At 71.3% G+C, this 19,364-nt stretch carries 12 protein-coding genes; 5 read left to right on the top strand and 7 right to left on the bottom strand.

Going from position 1 to position 19,364, the window contains the following annotated elements; genetic code table 11:
• Positions 1-601 precede the first annotated feature (601 nt).
• From AB0M02_RS29150 to AB0M02_RS29140, 3 genes are all read right to left on the bottom strand, one after another.
• Entirely contained in the window at positions 602-940 is a 339-nt protein-coding gene (locus tag AB0M02_RS29150; RefSeq protein WP_014689763.1) for an RNA polymerase-binding protein RbpA, read from the bottom strand.
• Positions 941-1,364: 424 nt separating this feature from the next.
• Positions 1,365-2,474, bottom strand: coding sequence for a serine/threonine protein kinase (locus AB0M02_RS29145; protein ID WP_364232390.1), 1,110 nt, complete (start codon positions 2,472-2,474; stop codon positions 1,365-1,367).
• A 116-nt stretch (positions 2,475-2,590) separates the two neighbouring features.
• Positions 2,591-10,501, bottom strand: coding sequence for a hypothetical protein (locus AB0M02_RS29140; protein ID WP_364232388.1), 7,911 nt, complete (start codon positions 10,499-10,501; stop codon positions 2,591-2,593).
• Positions 10,502-10,621: 120 nt separating this feature from the next.
• Between AB0M02_RS29140 and AB0M02_RS29135 the strand changes: the two genes are divergently transcribed.
• Genes AB0M02_RS29135 through AB0M02_RS29125 form a run of 3 tightly spaced genes read left to right on the top strand, consistent with a single transcriptional unit; the run spans position 10,622 to position 13,090 of the window.
• Positions 10,622-10,933, top strand: coding sequence for a hypothetical protein (locus AB0M02_RS29135; protein WP_364232386.1), 312 nt, complete (start codon positions 10,622-10,624; stop codon positions 10,931-10,933).
• Between the two features lie 12 nt (positions 10,934-10,945).
• Positions 10,946-11,371, top strand: coding sequence for an MmcQ/YjbR family DNA-binding protein (locus AB0M02_RS29130; protein WP_364232384.1), 426 nt, complete (start codon positions 10,946-10,948; stop codon positions 11,369-11,371).
• Positions 11,372-11,380: 9 nt separating this feature from the next.
• Positions 11,381-13,090 carry a trehalase family glycosidase gene (locus tag AB0M02_RS29125; RefSeq protein WP_364232381.1) on the top strand — a complete coding sequence of 570 codons (1,710 nt, stop codon included), beginning with the start codon at positions 11,381-11,383 and terminating at the stop codon, positions 13,088-13,090.
• A gap of 25 nt (positions 13,091-13,115) precedes the next feature.
• On the opposite strand, the gene AB0M02_RS29120 is transcribed toward AB0M02_RS29125, so the two are convergent.
• Positions 13,116-13,376 (bottom strand): hypothetical protein, encoded by a 261-nt coding sequence (locus AB0M02_RS29120; RefSeq protein ID WP_364232378.1) that lies wholly within the window; start codon positions 13,374-13,376, stop codon positions 13,116-13,118.
• A 59-nt stretch (positions 13,377-13,435) separates the two neighbouring features.
• Between AB0M02_RS29120 and AB0M02_RS29115 the strand changes: the two genes are divergently transcribed.
• Positions 13,436-13,870, top strand: a complete 435-nt coding sequence (locus AB0M02_RS29115) for a VOC family protein (protein WP_364232376.1) — start codon at positions 13,436-13,438, stop codon at positions 13,868-13,870.
• A gap of 7 nt (positions 13,871-13,877) precedes the next feature.
• Here the strand turns inward: AB0M02_RS29115 and AB0M02_RS29110 are convergent, their stop codons facing one another.
• Together AB0M02_RS29110 and AB0M02_RS29105 are read right to left on the bottom strand one after the other, a co-directional pair.
• Complete coding sequence (locus AB0M02_RS29110; protein ID WP_364232372.1) at positions 13,878-15,296, bottom strand: DUF2993 domain-containing protein; 1,419 nt, start codon at positions 15,294-15,296, stop codon at positions 13,878-13,880.
• 115 nt (positions 15,297-15,411) lie between these two features.
• A complete protein-coding gene (locus AB0M02_RS29105; protein ID WP_364232369.1) occupies positions 15,412-16,857 on the bottom strand; it encodes a family 43 glycosylhydrolase in 1,446 nt (481 codons plus the stop codon).
• A 202-nt stretch (positions 16,858-17,059) separates the two neighbouring features.
• On the opposite strand from AB0M02_RS29105, the gene AB0M02_RS29100 reads away from it, so the two are divergent.
• Positions 17,060-18,547 (top strand): family 43 glycosylhydrolase, encoded by a 1,488-nt coding sequence (locus tag AB0M02_RS29100; protein WP_364232367.1) that lies wholly within the window; start codon positions 17,060-17,062, stop codon positions 18,545-18,547.
• Here the strand turns inward: AB0M02_RS29100 and AB0M02_RS29095 are convergent.
• Entirely contained in the window at positions 18,478-19,362 is an 885-nt protein-coding gene (locus tag AB0M02_RS29095) for an NAD(P)-dependent oxidoreductase (protein WP_364232365.1), read from the bottom strand. The two genes, AB0M02_RS29100 and AB0M02_RS29095, sit on opposite strands and share 70 nt — an antisense overlap.
• Positions 19,363-19,364: the final 2 nt, after the last annotated feature.

Below are 19,364 nucleotides of genomic sequence, written 5' to 3'. Positions count from 1 at the left end.
CGCCGGCCGAAAAGGCGCCTGACGCACGGCCCACCCCCACGAGCCGTCCGACTGAACCCTCCCGCCGGCCGAAAAGGCGCCTGACGCACGGCCCACCCCCACGAGCCGTCCGACTGAACCCTCCCGCCGGCCGAAAAGGCGCCTGACGCACGGCCCAGCGCTGTTTTCGGCCGCGCCGTTTTGGCCGCCCGCCGCTTCTGTCGCGCTGCTTCGGGCACGTCTCGCTCCGGACGCGCTGCTCATGGCGCGTCTCCGCGCGTGCCGCTTGCCCCTCGCCGCGTTCCCCGCGTCACCATGCTGGGGTCGTCGTCGGCTGGCATCCGCGCAGGTCCGCCGCCGCTGAATGCTGCCTGCCAGCCAGCTGGCCCTGGGCGGCTGGCGGTGGGGTGGGTTTCGCGGGTGCGGGGTGGTGCGTGGGCGCCAGCTGGTGGGGGCCTGGCAATGCGGGGGCGGGGTAGGTGGGCTGTGGGGGAGCTGGGTGGGGTGGAACTGTGCGGAAGGTGGCGTTCTGGTTCGTTTTGTGGATAGCTGGGAGGGGGACGGCCGGAGCGACGAAAAGGCCGCCCCGGGAGTTCCGGGACGGCCTTTGGGCTGTTGGTGGTCAGCGGCCTCGGCGGGTGCGGACCTCCTGCAGCCGCTCGTTGAGGATGTCCTCGAGCTCGGCGATGGAGCGCCGCTCGAGCAGCATGTCCCAGTGAGTGCGCGGCGGCTTCGCCTTCTTCTGTTCCGGCTCGCTGCCGTCGACCAGGCGTGCCACGCTGCCGTCGAACTTGCACTCCCAGGTGGTGGGCACCTCGGCATCGACGGCGAACGGGACCTCGAACTGGTGACCCTTGACGCACAGGTACTCACGGGTCTGTCGGGGCGCCAGCTCGGTGTTACGGTCGGACTCGTAGCTGACTGCGCCTAGACGGCTGCCGCGCAGCATGCGTTCGCCCATGATCGGCTTTCCCCTCGCTCGTGGTGCTGCTCTCGTTGGTGTAACGAAAGGGGCGGCCGCTGGATTCCTGTCACGAGCCTGGATCCGGCGCCCGCCGAGTTGTCTGTCCGGACCGCCTGTATCGGCGGTGTTAACGCTATGAGCGTAACCGGCCACACCCATTACCCGGCAAACCGAGCCGGTGCGCGAGTGGACCTTGGTCCACTTTACGCACGTTTGCCCTATGTGCGGGTGGTGCGATGTTGGTCACTCACTCCGATTCATCAGTAATTTACTCACGCTTCGGTTAGCGTCCGGTCGTCAACCGGTAGCCATCTGGTAGCGGTAGGTGCCCTGTTTGGCCACACTTACCCCATCTCGGGGCTGCCCATACGTGAGAAATCTCGCCCTGTCGAGATGGTCGAGACGGTCGACGCGCCGGAGCTCAGCTGCCACTCGTTGGGACAGGCTGCGCGGGGGGCCGCATCCCGCCGAGCGATGCCAGCGCCGACGCGAGATCACTGACCTGGGACGTCAGTTGCGCCACTCGCTCCTGTGCCGCCGCGGCCTCGGCCTGTGTCCCGGTCAGCCGCCGCTCCAGATCCGCACGATCACGCGTTGCACGTTCAAGACCTTCTATGGTACGCCGGAGGCGGTCCCGCTCAGAAATCACGCCGGCCAGCTCTGACCGCACCTCGGCCAGTGATCCGGCAGTCGAATGCGCCGCCGCGACCGCCTCGTCCCGGCCGCGCTCGGCCGCGTCGGCCCGCGCCGCCGTCGCGGACTCGGCCGAGCGGGCGTGCGCGACCTCCGCGCGAGCGGCCGAAAGTTCCTCCTCGGATCGCAGTCGCGCGGCTTCCGCCGTACGCCTCAAATCTGACGCATCCTTGAGCGCCGCGGCCAGGTCTCGCTCCGCGGCGTCGCGTGATCCTCGCACCTCGGTGAGTTCGCGACGGGCCGCGCCCAGTTCCTCGGCCGCCGCGTCCCGTTCCGTCTCGGCCCGCTCACGCAGCGCAGCCGCCGCCGTCGCCGCCCGGACCGCCTCGTCGCGCGCTGTCGCCGCCTCCGCCGCCCGCTTGCCCGCTTCCTCGGCCGCGCGGTCCGCATCCGCCGCACGCTGCCGGGACTCGTCGCGTTCCGCGGTGGCCGCGTTGGCGATCTGCTGAGCCGCCGCCGTCGCCGTGGCCGCCTGCTCGGCGTCACGGCGCGCGTCGTCCCGCTCCGCGTGCGCCGCCGCCACCTGCCGCGACGTCTCCGCGCGCACCTCGGCCACCTGGCGCTCGACGCCCGCCGGGGACATCTCCGAGTGCAGCGCCTCGGTGAGCGTGCCGACCAGCGTGTCCAGGCGGTCGACCACCTCCCAGGTCCGGGCGACCGATCCGGCGAGGCCGGGGGAGGAGCGGTGGCGCATCCGGACGTTGCGGGACGCCCGCTGGCAATCGCCGTCGTTGTCGCGGCAGTAGCGGAACGGGCGGCCGGCGGAGGCGCGCTGCGGCACCGGGCGCCCGCAGTGGGCGCAGGGGCGGGTCTCGGATTCGGGTTCAGGCGCAGTCATAGCGCACCTACCCTAGGCCCGGGATCCGCCCCTGCCCGGTAACCACACCGGCGCGGTCACCGCCGGCGGCGATGCGACGCCCGCGGTCACCGCCGGCGGCAATGCAGCGCCCGCGGTCACCGCCGGCGGCGATGCGCGCCCGGACGGCCGCCGGTGGTCAGCACCAGGACGAAGCCGATCGCGAGGAACGCGGTGCCCGCCAGCATCACTCCGGCGATGTTGCTGCCGGTGATCGGGAGGGAGCCCTCGTCCGGGTCGGGCGCCGCGGTCTCGGTGACACCCGCCGTCGGGGTTGCCGAGGTCGTCGGGTCGGCCGTCGGTGCGATCGTCGCGGTGGCGGACACCGTCGGCGACGGGGTGACGCTGCGGGTCGAGGTGGGCGTGCCGGTCGAGGTGGGCGTGCCGGTCGCGGTCGACGACGTGCTCGGAGCCGGCGCCACGATGGTGGCCGGCGCCTTGCCCTCCGCCTGCGGACCGGCCTGGGTCGCGCCGGTCACGGTGGCCTCGTTGCGGTGTACGCCCTCCGCGATCTGCCCAGCCGTGAGGTGATAGGGCTGAGACACACAGGTGGCCCGCTCACCCGGAGCCAGCACCGTCGGCGTGCACACCACGTCGGCCGGCACCCCCGCCACGGTCAGCGCCCGGATCGTGACGTTGCCCGTGTTCACCACGATCAGCGTCGAGGTGATGGCGTCGGCCGGCCCGAGCAGGCCGTCGCCGTCCACGTCCTGCCAGATGGCGTTCTGCTCGGCCGTCAGCTGGGGCGCGGGCGGGTCGAGCGGCACACTCGCCGAGTCGGGCGCGAACGTTGCCGGGCTGCTCGCGCCGGGCTGCACACCGGTGGCCGCCGCCGTACGCCGCAGCGCCAGACCGGCGTCGATGTCCGCCTGGGTCACCTCGTACGTCCGGGTCGCCGTGCAGGTCATCGACGCTCCCGGTGCGAGCGTGCCGGCCGGGCAGTCGACGTCGTCGCCGAACGCGTCGGCCACCTCGACGTTCCGCATCGTGACGTTGCCGTCGTTGGTCACCACGTACTGGTAGGTGACCGTGTCACCGGCCACCGCGGCGGCCTGGTGCGCGGCCGGGCTGACCAGCGGGTTCACCTTGACGGCCAGGTCGGGCGCGGCGGCGATGACGGGCGTGTCGGTGCGCGTCGGCCCGTACGTCCGAGGGGTGCTCCCACCCGGCGGCAGGCCGGCGACGGTGGCCGACCGGGGCAGCGGCTGCCCGGCGTCGATGTCAGCCTGTGTGACCGGCCGCGAGCCCACCGACTGGCACGTCATCGAGGCGCCGACGGCCAGGACGGTGGCCGGGCAGTCGATCGCCCAGTCGCTCTTGATCCGGACCCGTTTCGCAGAGGCGGCAGCAGAAGCGGCGGCGGACGGCTCGTCGGTGACGACCACGTTGCTCATGGGCCGGTTGCCGTTGTTGGTCACCAGGTACCGGTAGGAGACCCGGTCACCGGCCCGCACCGCGTCCTGGTGCTCGGACGGCGTGACCACCGGCGAGATCAGCACGGTCAGCGACGGCACGCTCTGCACCACCGGGACGGCGGCGCTGAACGGCCCGAAGCTGTCGTCCGAGGACGCGCCCGGTGCCCGGCCGGTCACGGTTGCCGCGTCGCGGACCGGCGTGGTGGCATCCACGTCCGCCGTGGTGACGCGGTACCCGGCGGCCGGCGACGTGCAGGTCATCGACGCGCCGGCGGCCAGCGTGGCCTGCGGGCAGGTCGCCGCGCCCACCGGGGTGTCGTCCAGCGCGATCTGGCTCATCGTGACGTTGCCGGTGTTGGTGACCAGGTAGGAGTAGGTGATCTTGTCACCGACCTCGGCCGAGCCCTGGTGCGACGCCGGGGCGACGGCCGGGGTGACGGCGACGGTCAGCTGCGGTGCGGCCGTCGCGACGGTCACGGCGGTGGTCACCGGCGCGAACGGGGAAGGGCTCGCCGCGCCCGGCTCGCGGCCGGAGACGGTCGCGGTCGCGGAGATCGGTGCGGCAGCGTCGATGTCGGCCGCGGTGACCTGGTACGCCCCACCCGACACACAGGTCGTCGAGGAGCCCACGGCGAGGACCGTGACCGGGCAGGAAGCGGCCCCGGTCAGGCTGTCCTGGACGCCGACCTGGGTCATCGTCACGTTGCCGGTGTTGGTGACCAGGTACGAGTACCCCAGGTGCTCACCCGCGCGCAGCCCACCGGCGATGCCCGGCGTGACGGCCATGCTCAGCCGCCCGTCCGCGGCAACGACTCCGGTCCCACCGCTGGCCAGGGCCGACACGGTGGGGAGAGCGGCGCCGGGGGCGTACGCCTCGGCACTCGCCGACCGGTCGAGAGACTGTCCCGCGTCCACGTCGTCCTGGGTGACGTCGTACCGCAGCGTCGAGGTGCACCTGACGGTGGCGTTGACGTGCAGCGTGCCGGCCGGGCAGGTCACCGCGGCACCGGCCGAGTCCGTGACTCCGACCGTGTACAGGCTGACGTTGCCGTTGTTCGTGACGTGGTAGCGGAACGTGACCGTGTCACCGGCCTCCGCGGCACCCTGGTGCCCGGCGGGCGAAACCACCGCCTGGACCGTGGTGCTCAGGGCGGGGCCGCTGGCGACCACCGGCGTACCGGCCGTGACCGGCGCGAACGTGGTCGCACTCGGCGCGCCCGGTGCCCGGCCGCTGGCCTGCGCGGTCTCGGTGACCGGCAGACCGGCGTCCACGTCGTGCTGGGTGACCACGTGCGGGTGCGCCGCGGTGCAGGTCATCGACGTGCCGGCGCCCAGCGACGCCTGCGGGCAGGTGACCGTCCCGCCGAGCTGCGCGTGGATGTCGATCTGGTTCATCGTGACGTTGCCGTTGTTGGCGACGACGTACTGGAAGTCAACGCTGTCACCGGCCGCGACCGGGCCGGGCACCGACGGGTTGATCGTGACGGTCAGCGAGGGTGCGGCCGGCGCGGGCAGCGTGGTGGCGGTGAACGGGCCGAACGTGCGGGCGACGACCGAGTTCGGGATGCGGCCGGAGACGTACGCCGAACCCACGATCGGCGACTGCGCGTCGATGTCCGCGTTCGTGACCAGGTACGTGCCGCCCGAGGTGCAGGTCATCGACGCGCCCACGGCGAGCGGGGCGGCCGGGCAGGTCGCGGCGCCGGTCGACGCCTCACCCACGGCGATCGTGTTCATCGTGACGTTGCCGGTGTTGGTGACCACGAACGTGTAGCCGAGCGAGGTGCCGGCCGGGACCGGGCCGCCCGCCGTCGACGTGACCACCATGCTGAGCTGCCCGGTGGCCGGCGCGAGCGCCACGACGCCGGTGAACGGGCCGAAGCTCGCGGGCACGGCGTTCGTGTCCTCCGCGGTGACCGTGACCGACTCGGTGATCGGGTTGCCGGCGTCCATGTCGCCCTGCGTGATCGTGTAGCCGGTCGACGCCGTGCAGGTCATCGAGTCGCCCACGTTGAGCGAGGTCTGCGGGCAGGAGGCGGTGCCGCCCCGGCTGCCGGCCACGACGATCTGGTCCATCGTCACGTTGCCGTTGTTGATCACGGTGTAGGTGTAGGTGATCACGTCACCGGTCACCGCGGCGTTCGGGTGCGCGACCGTCGGGTCCACGGTGGCGTTGAGCGCGGCGGCCGCGACCGCGAGCGGCACGCTGACGGCGGCTGGCGACGACGTGGTCGAGCTGAGCGCGCCCGGACCGGTGCCGGTGGCCGTCGCGGTACGCGCGATCGGCACCTGGTTGTTCACGTCCTGCTGGACGACCGTGTGCACGTCGGTCGACTCGCAGGTCATCGACGCGCCCACCGCCAGCGTGGCGGCCGGGCAGGTGACCGGCTGGTTCGCCGAGTCGGTGACGGTCACGGCGTGCATCGTCACGTTGCCGTTGTTGGTCACCGTGTACCGGAACGTGATGGTGTCGCCGACGTCCGCCGCGCTCTGGTGCGAGCTGGGCGTGACCACCGCGTTCGCGGTGACGGTCAGCGACGCGATGGCGTGCGCGACCGGGATCGTCGCGGTGTGGGTGGCCGACGTGGTGGTCGTGCCGCCGGGGGTGCGGCCGGTGGCGGCGGCGGTCTCGGTGATCGGCAGGCCGGCGTCGATGTCCGCCTGGCCGACCGGGTACGCGCCGGTGCGGCTGCAGGTCACCGAGGCACCGACGGCCAGCGTGCCGGCCGGGCAGGTGATCGTGCCGCCGAGCGTGCCGGTCACGCCGATCGTGTTCATCGTGACGTTGCCGTTGTTGGTGACCACGTACTGGTAGGCGATCGTGTCACCGGCCTCCGCGGCGCCCTGGTGCGCGGCGGGGGAGACCGTCGGCTTGACCGTGACGGCCAGCGCTGATGAGACACCGGCGACCGTGACGCTCGCGTTGCCGGTCGCGGTGGCCGACGTGCTGCCCGGCCCGGACGCGGTGGCCGTGGCCGTGTCGGTCAGCGGCAGCCCGGCGTCCACCTGGGACTGGTTGACCGTCCACGCCTGGCCGGTGCAGATGACGTGCGCGCCGACCGCGACCGGCGCCGACGGGCAGGTGGCGGTCCCGCCACGGGTGCCGCTGACGGCGACCGCGGTGACGGTGACGTTGCCGGTGTTGGTCACCCGGTATCCCGGGGTCACGGTGTCACCGGCCTCCACGGCGTTCTGGTGCGCGTTCGGGGTGACGACCGGGTTCACCGTGACGGTGACGGCCGGGGCGGGCGCGGCGACCGGCACCGAGACGAGCGTGGGGCCGAAGCTCGACGCGCTGGTGGCGGCGGGGGCGTACCCGGAGACGAAGACCGTGTCGGTGACCGGCGAGGCGGCGTCGACGTCGGCCTGCCTGATCGTGTACGGGGTACCGGACGTGCACGTCATCGACGCGCCCGAGGCGAGCGAGCTCTGCGGGCAGGAGATCGTGCCGCCCAGCCCCGCGGTGACCGCGACGTTCGACATGGTCACGTTGCCGGTGTTGCGGACCAGGTAGGAGAACGCGACTGTGTCACCGGTCTGCGCGGCGCCCTGGTGCGCGGCCGGCGAGACCGCCGAGGTGACGGTGACGGCCAGCGACGATGCCGACGGGTCGATGGTCACGGACCGTGCAGCGGTGTCGTTGGAGCTGTCCGGGTCGGTGCTGTCCGCGGAGAGCACCCGAACCGTGTTGGTGCCGGTGCCGGCCGTCTGCGCGACACCGGAAAGGGTCAGCGTGGCCGTCGCGCCCACCGGCAGCGACGGGATCTGCCAGCGGCGCTGGCCGTCGTCGTACGTGCCGGTGCTCGGCGTGCCGCCACTGATCGCCAGGCTGCTCTGCGGCTGCTCGGAGACGATGACGTTGGTGGCGTCGGACGGCCCGTCGTTGCGGATCGTCACCTGGAACTGCACCGGGCTGGACTGGATGACCTGCGGGGTGCTGGTGGTCTGCGTCAGGCTCAGGTCGGCGACGTGCGCGACCGGGGTGCTCGCGGTGACCGTGTTGTCGGTGGTGTCCGGGTCCGGCGAGGTGGCGGTCAGCACCGCCGTACGCGAGTAGGTGTTGCCGCTGAAACCGGCCGGGATGCTCCCGGTGAACGTGATCTGCCACGTGCCGGCGGCGGCCAACTGGGAGAGCGTGCAGACGAAGTTGCCGCCGTCCGGGGTGACCGTCCCGGCCGCGCCGGTGCCCTGGAAGTCGCAGTGACCGGCGCCGGCCGCGACCGACGGGACCACCGCGCCGGCCGGGATCGACTGGCGTACCAGCAGGCCCTCGGCCCGGGTCGGCCCGTCGTTGGTGACCGTGACGACCTCCTGCATCGCCTGGCCGGCGACGGCGCCGCCGGTCAGCGTCTCGGAGACGCGCAGGTCGGCGTCGAGCAGGATGGTCAGGTAGACCGTGTCGGTGTCGTTCGCGTTGTTGTTGTCGGTGGTCGGCGACACGACGGTCGTGCTGGTCGAGCCGGGGCCCGCGGCGGCGTCGGCCTCGATCCGGGCCTTGCCGGTGATCACGACGGTGCTCTGCGGGTGCGGCGCGGGCGGCAGCGTCGGGATGGTGCAGCCCGAGGTGGTGCAGATCGCGCTGGGCGTACGGATGATCGTCACGCCCGGCGGCACCACCGTGTTGAACGAGACGTTGCGGGCCACGGACGGGCCGTGGTTGGTGACGGTGAGCGTGTAGTCGACCAGGTCACCCGGCTTGGCCGTGGCGACGTTGATGTTCAGGTCCACGCCGACGTCCGCGATCGCCGTGCCGGCCGTGCTGACCGAGGCGTTGTTGTTCGCGATCACCGGGTCGGGCGTCGACGACGCGATCGAGACCGCGTTGTTGATCGCGCCGCTGGACGGCAGCTGGAAGTTGATCGTGACGGTGCTGGTCGCGCCGGGCGCGAGGTTGGGCAGCGAACAGTCGATCGTGCGGGCGGTGCTGACGTACGCGCACGTGCCGCCGGTGACCGACGCGGCCGGGTCGGGCGCGCCGGCGTCCAGCGTCGGGATCGGGTTCGCCAGGGTGATGCCCCGCGCGGTCGACGGGCCGTTGTTGGTGACGGTTGCCTGGTAGGTGGCCATCGCACCGGCGACCGGGTTCGCCGGCGGTGTCAGCGTGACGGCGAGGTCGGCGCTGGCGGTCACCGGGTAGCTCAGCGAGGTGGTGTTGTCGACGCTGTTCAGCTCGAACGTGCCGGCCGTGACCGCGGCGGAGAGCTTGTACTGGGTGCCCACGGTCGCGCCGGCCGGAACCGACCCGGCGATCGTCATGACGTTCGAGGCGCCCGAGGCCTGGGTGGCGTACGTGCACTTCGCGGTCGTGCCGGTGATCGAGCAGCTGCCGCCGGGCGAGGTGGCGGTCACGCCGGTCAGCCCGGACGGCACGTCCGCGGTGAGCTGGACCGCCGACGCGGCGCTCGGGCCGCCGTTGGTCGCGGTGACCGTGTACGTCGCGGTGCTGCCCGCCACCACCGCCGCACCCGAGAGCGCGGCCGTGACGGCGAGGTCCACGGCCGGGTTGATCGTGGTGCCGGCCTCGTTGGAGGTCGACGTCCGGGCCGCGTTCGCGAGCGGGTCGGTGTAGTTGCTGGTGGCGTCGTTGAGCATCGTTGTGCCGGCCGCCGCCGAGGTCACCTTCACCTGGTACGACATCTGCCGCGACTCGCCCGGCAGCAGCGTGCCGCCCACCGACGAGGAGGCGTTGAGTCCCACGCGGGCCTTCACGGTGCGCGACGCGGCGTCGTACTCGCCGGTGTCGTCGCCGGCCGCGTCGGTCGGCTTGACCGTCGTCGACCCATTGATCGACTTCAGCGAGCCGGCCACGTACGTGGTGCCCGCCGGCAGCGTGTCGACGATGCTGCTCAGGTTCGCCGGGTTGCCGCCGTCGTTGCGCGCGGTGACCGTGTACGTGATCGTGTCACCCACGTTGGCGCTGGTCGCGCTGGCCGCCGTCGTCGTGAACAGGCACGCCGCCGTGCCGAACGAGATCGTGTCGAGGAAGTTGCCGAACGTCGGGTCACCGTTGGCCGAGGCGATCGACTTGAACGCGAACCGCGTGGTCGTCTGCCCGGCCGGCACCGTGTAGGTCCCCGAGTACCCGCCCCACGCCGTGTTGCCGTCCAGCATGTTCGCGCCCTGCTGCACCAGCGTGGCGTTCGGCTTGCCGATCTGCAGCGCCATCGTGTCCACGCCGGTGCGCCCGCGGTGCTTCAGCTCCCACCGCAGCACCTGGCCCGCCGCCGTCGGCAGGTCCTGGTACAGCGTCGACACCTGGTTCGCGTTCAGCTCGGCGTGCTGGCTACCCGTGTTGGACGGCGTGTTGTTGTACCCGCGCCACAGCTCGATCTTGCTGTCGGTAGCCGTCGTGAGCCATCCCGGCACGTCCGTCTCCGGCATGATGTTGACGCTGCCGTTGGCGATGACCGGCGTCTCGAAGTCCCCGTTGGCGAGCGTCACCGCGTTGTTGCACGTCGACTGCGTCGCGCTGGCGGTGCCCGCGAGCATCGGCACGGCCACCGCGGCGGTACCCACGAGCGCGGCGGCAACCGCCGCCCGGACAGCGTGCGTCAGGCGGCTGGTGCGACGGCGGTGCCGGCCATTACGCAGCATGAGGGTCCGTTCGTTTCGAGGCGCGTGATCCTGCTCCGTCTCAGATCGGCAGGCGCACACCCCGGACGAGCTTTCTTCGATACCGGCCGGTGGGCGCCCGTGCTGCCGGAGAATGGCCTGGTGACGACGATCACGCAGGGCTACCCGCTGTGGTGCGCCACGCGGGACGGCGCCGTCGTGCGGGCGGGCCGGGTACTCGGCTGGATGTCCGACCAGACGTCGCCCGAGGCTCTCGCCGCGGAGAAGATCGCCGACCGGGCCGCGGCATCCGGCGCGGAGGGCAGATTCTCACCGCTGGTGACCTGGGATCCACCACACGGCGGACTGGCCGCCGGCGTCCTGGTCAGATGTGGCAGGGACGAGAACGGCCAGTTCGTCCCGTTGCACTTCGGCAGCACCCGGGAGGAGGCAACAGCCGCGGTCACCACCTAGCTAAGGTGGCAGGTGTCCCTGAACGAGGATCGCCCCGCCACCGTCGAGGACGTGCACGAGCTGGCGCAGGCCATGCCACACGTCACCGTGGAGTACGGCGGCGGCGACAACCCGATCTACCAGGTCGGCCGTAAGTCGTTCGTCTTCTTCCGCACACCGCGACCGGACGCCGTCGACCCTGACACCGGCGAGCGCCTGACGGACGTCATCGTGTTCTGGGTCGAGTCGGAGTCGGACAAGCAGGCCCTGATCCAGGACGCCACGACCCCGTTCTTCACCACCAGCCACTTCGACGGCCACCCGTCGGTGCTGCTGCGCGCCGCCCGGATCAGTGAGCTGACCCACGGCGAACTCGCCGAGCTGATCCAGGACGCCTGGCTCGCCCAGGCCTCACCCCGCCGCGCAGCCACCTGGCTCGCCTCCCGCAACCCCGGATAGGGCAGGCATATGCACGGTCCCACCTTCGGTGTCCATGAGATCCCGTTCTCCTACCGCGGGTCATGGTTCGGCCTCTCGCCGGTGATCGCCGAGAAGAGGTACGCGGACGACCTGCACCTGGTCTCCCACCAGACCGGCATGCACGCCGTCCTGCGGTTCGTGCCGCTGCGCGGCGGCGTGCCCGCCGAGACCGCGATCGTCGCCACCCCGTCCCGGCTCACATGGCAGCACGCGGACGGCCATCGGATCGAGGCCGCCTACCAGAGTGCCGGCGCCCTTCGCGTACGCGGAACCGGCCTCGGCCTGCGCCTGGCCGTCGCCGCCGGCACGCTGACGCCGTTCAGTGGCAGCTACCTCTACCGCGACCCGGTGAGCGGCGGGCACGTGCTCACGTCGTACGAGACCGGCCGCCGCTACCGGATCACCGTGCTGGCCGGCGCGATCACCGGCACCGCGGGGGTCGAGGCACTCGGCGACGGGACCCGGCACCTGATCCTGCCCGCGGACCGCGGCTGGGAGATCGCGATCGAGGAGTACCGGACCGGGCATCCGCCGTTCGCCGCGACCGGCTCGTTCGACGAGGTCGCCACCGCCGCCGGGCAGCGGTTCGCCGCGTTCGTGGACGCCGTGGCACCGTGGCGCGGCGCGGGGACCCCGGCCGCCGAGCTCGCCGCGTACGTCCTGTGGTCCGCGACCGTCGACCCGGCCGGCTTCCTCGCCCGCCCCGGCGTGCTGATGTCCAAGCACTGGATGGACAAGATCTGGAGCTGGGACCACTGCTTCAACGCCCTCGCGCTCGCCGATGGGGAACCAGGCCTGGCGTGGGACCAGTTCCTCCTGCCGTTCGACCATCAGGACCCGGCCGGTGCGCTGCCCGACTCGATCACCCACTCCGAGGTGCTGCACAACTTCGTCAAACCGCCCGTCCACGGCTGGGCGCTCCGCCTGCTCCGCGAGCGGGTCACCCTGAGCAGGGACCAGCTGGAGGAGGCGTACGCGCGGCTCGCCGCCTGGACCCGGTTCTGGCTCGACCACCGGCGGGCACCAGGTCGCGATCTGCCGCATTACCAGCACGGCAACGACAGCGGCTGGGACAACGCCACCACCTTCGACGGCGAGCGGGTCCTCGAGACCGCCGACCTGGCCGCCTTCCTGGTGTTGCAGTTGCGGGAGTTGTCGGACGTCGCCGAGGCCCTCGACCGCCCGGATGACTCCCGTCAATGGCGGAAGACCGCCGATACCGTACGGGAGGCGTTGTTCCGCGACCTGTGGCAGGAACCGCGTTTCGTCTCCCGGGCCGTTCACTCCGGGCAGCAGCGCGCGAGCAGGAGCCTGCTCGACCTGATGCCGATCGTCCTCGGCGAGGATCTTCCTCCCGGGACCAGCGCACAGCTCGCCGCCCGGATCGAGGACCATCTGACCGTTCACGGCCTGGCCACCGAACCACCCGCCTCACCGGACTACCTCGCCGACGGCTACTGGCGCGGGCCGATCTGGGCGCCCTCCACGGTGCTCATCGAGGACGGCCTGCGCCGCGCCGGCCACATCGGGCTCGCCGACCGCATCCGCGAGCGCTTCCTGGCGCTGTGCGAGAGGTCCGGCTTCGCGGAGAACTTCGACGCCGAGACGGGGGCCGGGCTGCGCGACCGCGCCTACACGTGGACGGCGAGCGCCTACCTGCTGCTGGCCGCGGCAGACCGTCAGCCGCCGCCGGCTTGAAAGGCGATGAACCGGTTCACGTGGATCAGTCCTCGGCGTTGGTGGCCTTGATGGCCGCGGACATGTCTGTCAGCACGGTTGACATCGGAATGCCGGTGTTCTGGGAGAGCGCGAACGCCAGACCCGCGGCGAGCTGGGTGAGTCCGATCACCAGGTTCTCCGCTGCCGCCGGACTCTGCTCGGTGAGGTTCCGCAGGTGTTCTGCGTGCTCATCCAATGTCGGCTCGGCCAGCCATGCGTCGACGAGGGCGACCGCGCCGTCGATGCCTACCGCGGTGGGATCCACGTCCCCAACGTAGGCGAGTCACCCGAGGCTGTCCCGAAGATCGCCTCTATGGTGGTCCGATGGTGTCGGTCAGGCAGGTTCAGGTCACGTTCGACTGTGCCGATCCGGAGCGGGTCGCCCGGTTCTGGTGTGAGGTTCTGGGGTACGTGGTGCCGCCGGTGCCGGACGGTTTCGGGAGCTGGGACGACTACCACGCGGCTCAGGCGCCGGAGGAGCGGAACTCGTGGTTCGCGTGCGTGGACCCGACCGGGGCCGGACCGAGGCTCTTCTTCCAGCGCGTGCCCGAGGGCAAGGTCGTCAAGAACCGGGTGCACCTGGATGTGCGGGCCGGCACCGGGCTCGTCGGTGACGAGCGGCTGGCGACGCTGCAGGCGGAGCAGGCGCGGCTGGAGGCCCTCGGCGCGTCCCACGTGCGTACGCTGGTCGCCGACGGCGTGAACGAGTCGTGCGTCGTCATGCAGGACATCGAGGGCAACGAGTTCTGCCTGGACTGATTCGGCCTCAGCAGGTCAGGGAGCCCTGCTGCAGGGTGACGTCGCGGCCGGTGAGGCGGATCCGCAGGCCGTCCGGCAGGACCTCGACGCCGGTGTAGGCCAGGCCGGGCGGCAGCTCGCGCAGCGCCTGGGTCGTCTGCTGGGGTGCCACTTCGGCGAGGACGTTCGCGGCTGGGAAGCGTACGCCGAACATGTCGATCCGGTCCGGTGAGATGTCCAGCGTGCTGCCCTTGATCACGGGCCGGCCGTACAGCACGACCGGGGTGTCCTTCTCGGGTTCGCGTTTCGTGGTGGCGGTCAGCAGGCCGTTCTCGGCGCCGAACACCGTCGGGGCGCCCGGTGGCTGCTTCAGCACCGAGAACGGCCGGGTCGTGACGCCGCCGATGACGACCTTGATGCCCTGCGGGTCGACGCTGACCGAGCGGTAGGTGACCCCGCCGGGCAGGGCCGGCAGCTCACGCCGGAGCGCGTCCTGGTCGACCTGGCCCAGCACCAGCCGAGCAATGGGGGAGTCGGGCTGGTGATCCACGCCGAGGGCGCGTACCCGCCGGGGTACCAGGGTCAGCGTGCCGTCGCCGAGAACCGGCTCGGTGTGGATGGTCAGCGGGAGCCCGATCGCGGTGGTGTTGATGCCCAGCAGGCCGCCGGCCGCCGAGTACGAGACGGTGCGCTCGCCGATCCGCGTGGGCAGCGTGTTCAGGGCGGTGGTGGAGACGCCGCCGATCTCGATGTGCACACCGTCACCGCGCGGGACGATGGAGCGGTAGGTGACGCCGTCCGGAAGAGGCGGCAACTGCTGGCTGCGTACCCCTCCCGCCAGATCGCTGACCTGCGCGGCCGGAACCGATTGTCCGAAGATCTCCAATCGCTCCGGCACCGACTGCGCGGTGTCGCCGCGCAGGCGCATCTTCATGAACAGCTTGGCCCGGATGCCGACGGCGGCCTTGGCCGGCATGACCACGTCGACGGAGAGACCGCCGTCGTCCGCCTGCCGGTAAGTACGTTTCGGGGTGCCCTCCGGCGTGGGCAGGTTCTCGAAGCCGACCGTGATGTCGGCGTCCATGCTGCCGACATGCGTGCCGCCGGACGGCTGGGTGACGTCGCGCATGGTGGCGGTGAACCGGGCGTGCGGCACGCCGTTGAGGGTCGCGTCGGGCACGGTCAGGCGGACCTCGGAGAGGCGCTGCCGCACGGCCTGCCGCACCAGGGGCCCGCCGCCGACGGTCACCTCCGTGCGGACCTCCGCCGCGCCGGGGCAGGCGACCTGGCTGCTCACCTGGCTGACGATCCGGTCGCGGAGATAACCGTCGAGGAGCGGCACGGGTACGGTCCACGCGATCACGCCGACCACCACGACGAGCGTGACGCCGCCCGCCGTCCAGGCCGCCCATCGGGCACGCGGGCTGCGATGTTTCTTCGGGGTCATCGCGACACCTCCCAGCCTTATTAACGGGCCGGTAACATCGCGCGGTTCATCGACCGCCGTTTTCATGAACAGCGCCGGCCGCCCCGTGGCGGCCGGCGCTCGGTGATGGAGCGGATCAGCCCATTCGCCACAGCTGGGCGCCCGTGCCGTTGCACGGATACAGCGACAGCCGCGCGCCGTTGGCGTTGTTCCACGCGTAGTTGTCGAGGCACATGTTGCCGGCGACGTTGCGCAGCGAGAACCAGCCGCTGCCCCGGTCCTGGACGATCCACTGCTGGGCGGTGGACCCGTTGCAGGTGTAGAGGCCGACATCGGCGTTCGACGCGGTGTTGAAGTTCAGGTCGTCCAGGCAGGTGCCGGTGTTGCGGTTACGGATCTCGTAGTGGGTGGGTGCCCGGTAGGTGAGTTCCCACTGCTGGGCGGTGCCGCCGTTGCAGTCGTACAGGCGGACCAGGGCGCCGAGCGTGGTGTCCCGGTTGTAGTTGTCGACGCACCGGTTGCTGAACTGGCCCCGGATGCCCGGGTTGGTGACCGTGCTGGGGATCGGCTGGCCGAAGAACGGGTCGCCGTTCTCCCGCCACAGCAGCTGCTGCATGCGGGTGTGCCGGTTCGGGTCGGTCAGCGCGTCCGGGTTGGGCGTGGCGTAGTCACGGGCGTGGTAGACGAGCATGTCCGTGACGCCGTCCTCGGCGACCGTGAAGCTGCCGTGCCCGGGACCGTAGACACCGTTGGCCGTCTGGAACACCGGGTTGGGGTGCTTGTACCAGGAGGCCGGGTTGAGCAGGTCGACGTTGTCCCAGGACGAGAGCAGGCCCAGCTTGTACCGCGAGTCCGTTGCCGACGCCGAGTAGGCGATGTACACCCGGCCGTTCTTCACCAGCGGCGACGGGCCCTCCACGACGCCTGCGACGCCCTCCTTCTCCCAGGCGACGGTCGGCCGGGCGATCTCCACGGCGGAGCCGGTGATCGCCGTGGGCCCGTTCATCCGGGCGATGTACATGTGGCTGTTGAAGTTCGTCGACGGGCTGTCCTGTGCCCAGGTGAAGTAGCGGACACCCCGGTTGACGAACGACGCGGCGTCGAGCTGGAACGACTCCCAGCCGGTGTTGAACCGCTGCGGCGCACTCCACGAGCCGGTCATCGGGTTGGCGGAGGTGTTGCGGATCCAGTACAGCCGCTGGTCGAAGACGGCGGTGCTGGGCGACGCCGAGAAGTACATGTACCAGGCGCCGTCCACGTACTGGATGTCCGGAGCCCAGATCCAGCCGCTGAGCGCTCCGCTTCCCGGCGCGACGAACGCGTTGGTGGTGGCGGCGGTGCCCAGGCCCTGGAGGGTGGTCGCGCGGCGCAGTTCGACGCGCTTGTAGTCGGGCACCGACGCGGTCATGTAGTAGTAGCCGTCGGTGTGCTTGAAGATCGCGGTGTCGGCGCGCTGGGAGATCACCGGGTTGCGCACGGTGATGAACTGGGCGGACGCCGGTGCGGAGAACCCGGTCAGCAGGACGACGACCAGGGCCAGCACGACCGCCGCCTTGCGACGGATGCGAGCGGGGATACCCATCGATGACTTCCTTGAATGCGGGAGCGGGGGAGACGTGCATGTGTGATCGCTAACATGCACGCCACCCGGGGAGCCCGTCAAGAAACATCGATGAAACAGGCCCGATTCGGCAATCAGAAAATTTTCGACCTTGTTAGGCATGTCGATGTCTCGTAACATGCCCGTCAACTTTGTGAGCGCTAACGAGAGACGGGACTTCTCCGTGCGACGCTTGATCACCGGACTGCTGACAGTGGCCGCTCTCGTCGTCTCCCTCGTGGCCGCGCCGGCCCCGAGCAGCGCCGCGGTCGGAGCCTCGTTCCAGAACCCCGTCGTCGGAACGCCCAACAGCGCCGACCCGTGGCTCGGCTACCACAACGGCAACTACTACTACGCCGCCACGACCTGGACCGGGCGCGTCCTCATCCGCCGGTCGGCCACCCTCGCCGGCCTGCGCACCGCCGCCGAGACGACCGTGTTCACGATGTCGCAGCCGAACGCGGTGTCGAACATGTGGGCGCCGAGCCTGCACCTGCTCAACGGCCCGAACGGCCAGCGGTGGTACCTGTACTACTCGGCCGGGCCGTCCGCCTGCTGCGGCGGGCAGCGCCAGCACGTCCTGGAGAGCGCGGGCACCGATCCGATGGGGCCGTACACGTACAAGGGCGCCCTGGTGCTGATGCCGAACAACGGCTGGTCGATCGACGGCAGCGTGATGACCGTCGGCGGGGTCAACTACTTCGTCTTCTCGGCCTTCAACAACAACAGCGGCTTCGAGAACGGCGGACTGCAGAGCCTCTACGTCTCCCGGCTCACCAACCCGTGGACGCCCGCCGCGCTCGGCTCGCTGATCTCCGAGCCCACGCTCTCCTGGGAGCGGCAGGGCAACCCGGTCAACGAGGGCCCGTTCGTGCTGCAGCGCGGCGGCCGCACCTTCCTCACCTACTCCGCCAGCTACTGCGGCACGCCGGACTACAAGATCGGAGCGCTCGAGCTCACCGGCTCCGATCCGCTGAACCGGGGCTCCTGGTCGAAGTTCGCCAGCCCGTGGTTCCAGCGCTCCGACGCCAACGGTGTGTACGGCCCCGCCCACCACTCGTTCTTCAAGTCGCCGGACGGCACCGAGGACTGGATCGTCTACCACGCCAACGACTCGTCGTCGCAGGGCTGCGGCACCACCCGGACCAGCCGGGCGCAGCGGATCGCCTGGAACCCGGACGGCACGCCCAGCCTCGGTGTCCCGGTCTCCACCACCACTGTCCTGGCCGGTCCCTCCGGCGAGCTGGGCAACCCGGGCGCGGTCACCGTCCAGCGGCTGCAGTCCTACAACTTCCAGGACCGGTACGTGCGCCACCAGTCCTACGGCGTTCGCATCGATGCGAACGTGACGCCGGCCCTGGACGCCCAGTTCCGGGTGGTGCCCGGCCTGGCCGACAGTGCCGCGGTGTCGTTCGAGTCGGTGAACTTCCCCGGCCACTACCTGCGGCACAACAACTACGTGCTGCGCCTCGAGCCGAACACCGGCACGGCGACGTTCCGGCAGGACGCGACGTTCCGCCAGGTCGCCGGGCTCGCGGACGCTGCGTGGTCGTCGTTCCAGTCGTACAACTTCCCGGACCGCTACATCCGGCACAGCAACTATCAGCTGCGGATCGACTCGATCACCACGGCCGCCGGGCGGTCCGACGCGACGTTCCGGCGTACGTCCTGAGCGTTGATGGCCTTGACCACCGCCGCCATGTCCTCGCCCCCGAAGCCTGCCGCGGCCGTCGAGGCCAGAAGGTCGCGGCAGACCCGGAGCAGGGGTGAGGGCGCACCCTCCGCGACGATCAGCTCGCTGTTGTAGAGGACGTCGCTGACCGCCGCCTGCACCTCGAAGTCCCGCTCGGCCAGCTTCCGGGCCTTCACGCGGGAGACCGCGCTGGCCATCGGTCCCGCATCGAGGACCGTGCGCAGGACCGACAGGTCGAGGCCGGCGCGGGCGGCGAAGTCGAAGGACTCCGCCAGCCCGGCGACCATGCTGATCAGGAACGTGTTGACCGCCAGCTTCATGCGCAGCGCGGACGGTACCGGGCCGCAGCGGACCACCGACGCGCACATCGGTGCGAGCAGCGGCGTGATCGCGTCGACGTGAGGATCGTCGCCGGCGACCATCGCGACCAGCGAGCCCGCCTCGGCGGGCCCGCGCGAGCCGGAGACCGGGGCCTCGACATAGGCGCCGCCCGACGCCGCGATCCGGGCTCCGAGGGCGGCCGAGTACGCCGGGGCCACCGTGCCCATGTTCACCACGATCCGGCCGCTCACGTCGCAGCCGTCGAGGACCTGGTCGGCGACCCGGTCGTTCGCGAGCATCAGGATCACCACGTCGGCGCCGGTGAAAACATCGGCGGGGGAGACGGCCGCGCGCAGGGGAGGGGCGGCGCGGGAGGCGGTGCGGTTCCAGACGATCAGGTCGGTGCCGGCGCGGGCGAGGTTGCGGGCCATCGGCAGGCCCATCACCCCGAGGCCGAGGAAACCTACGGTCACCC

The sequence above is a fragment of the Actinoplanes sp. NPDC051861 genome, assembly GCF_040681145.1.
Taxonomy (GTDB): domain Bacteria; phylum Actinomycetota; class Actinomycetes; order Mycobacteriales; family Micromonosporaceae; genus Actinoplanes.
This window is presented reverse-complemented; position numbering and strand designations above follow the sequence as displayed.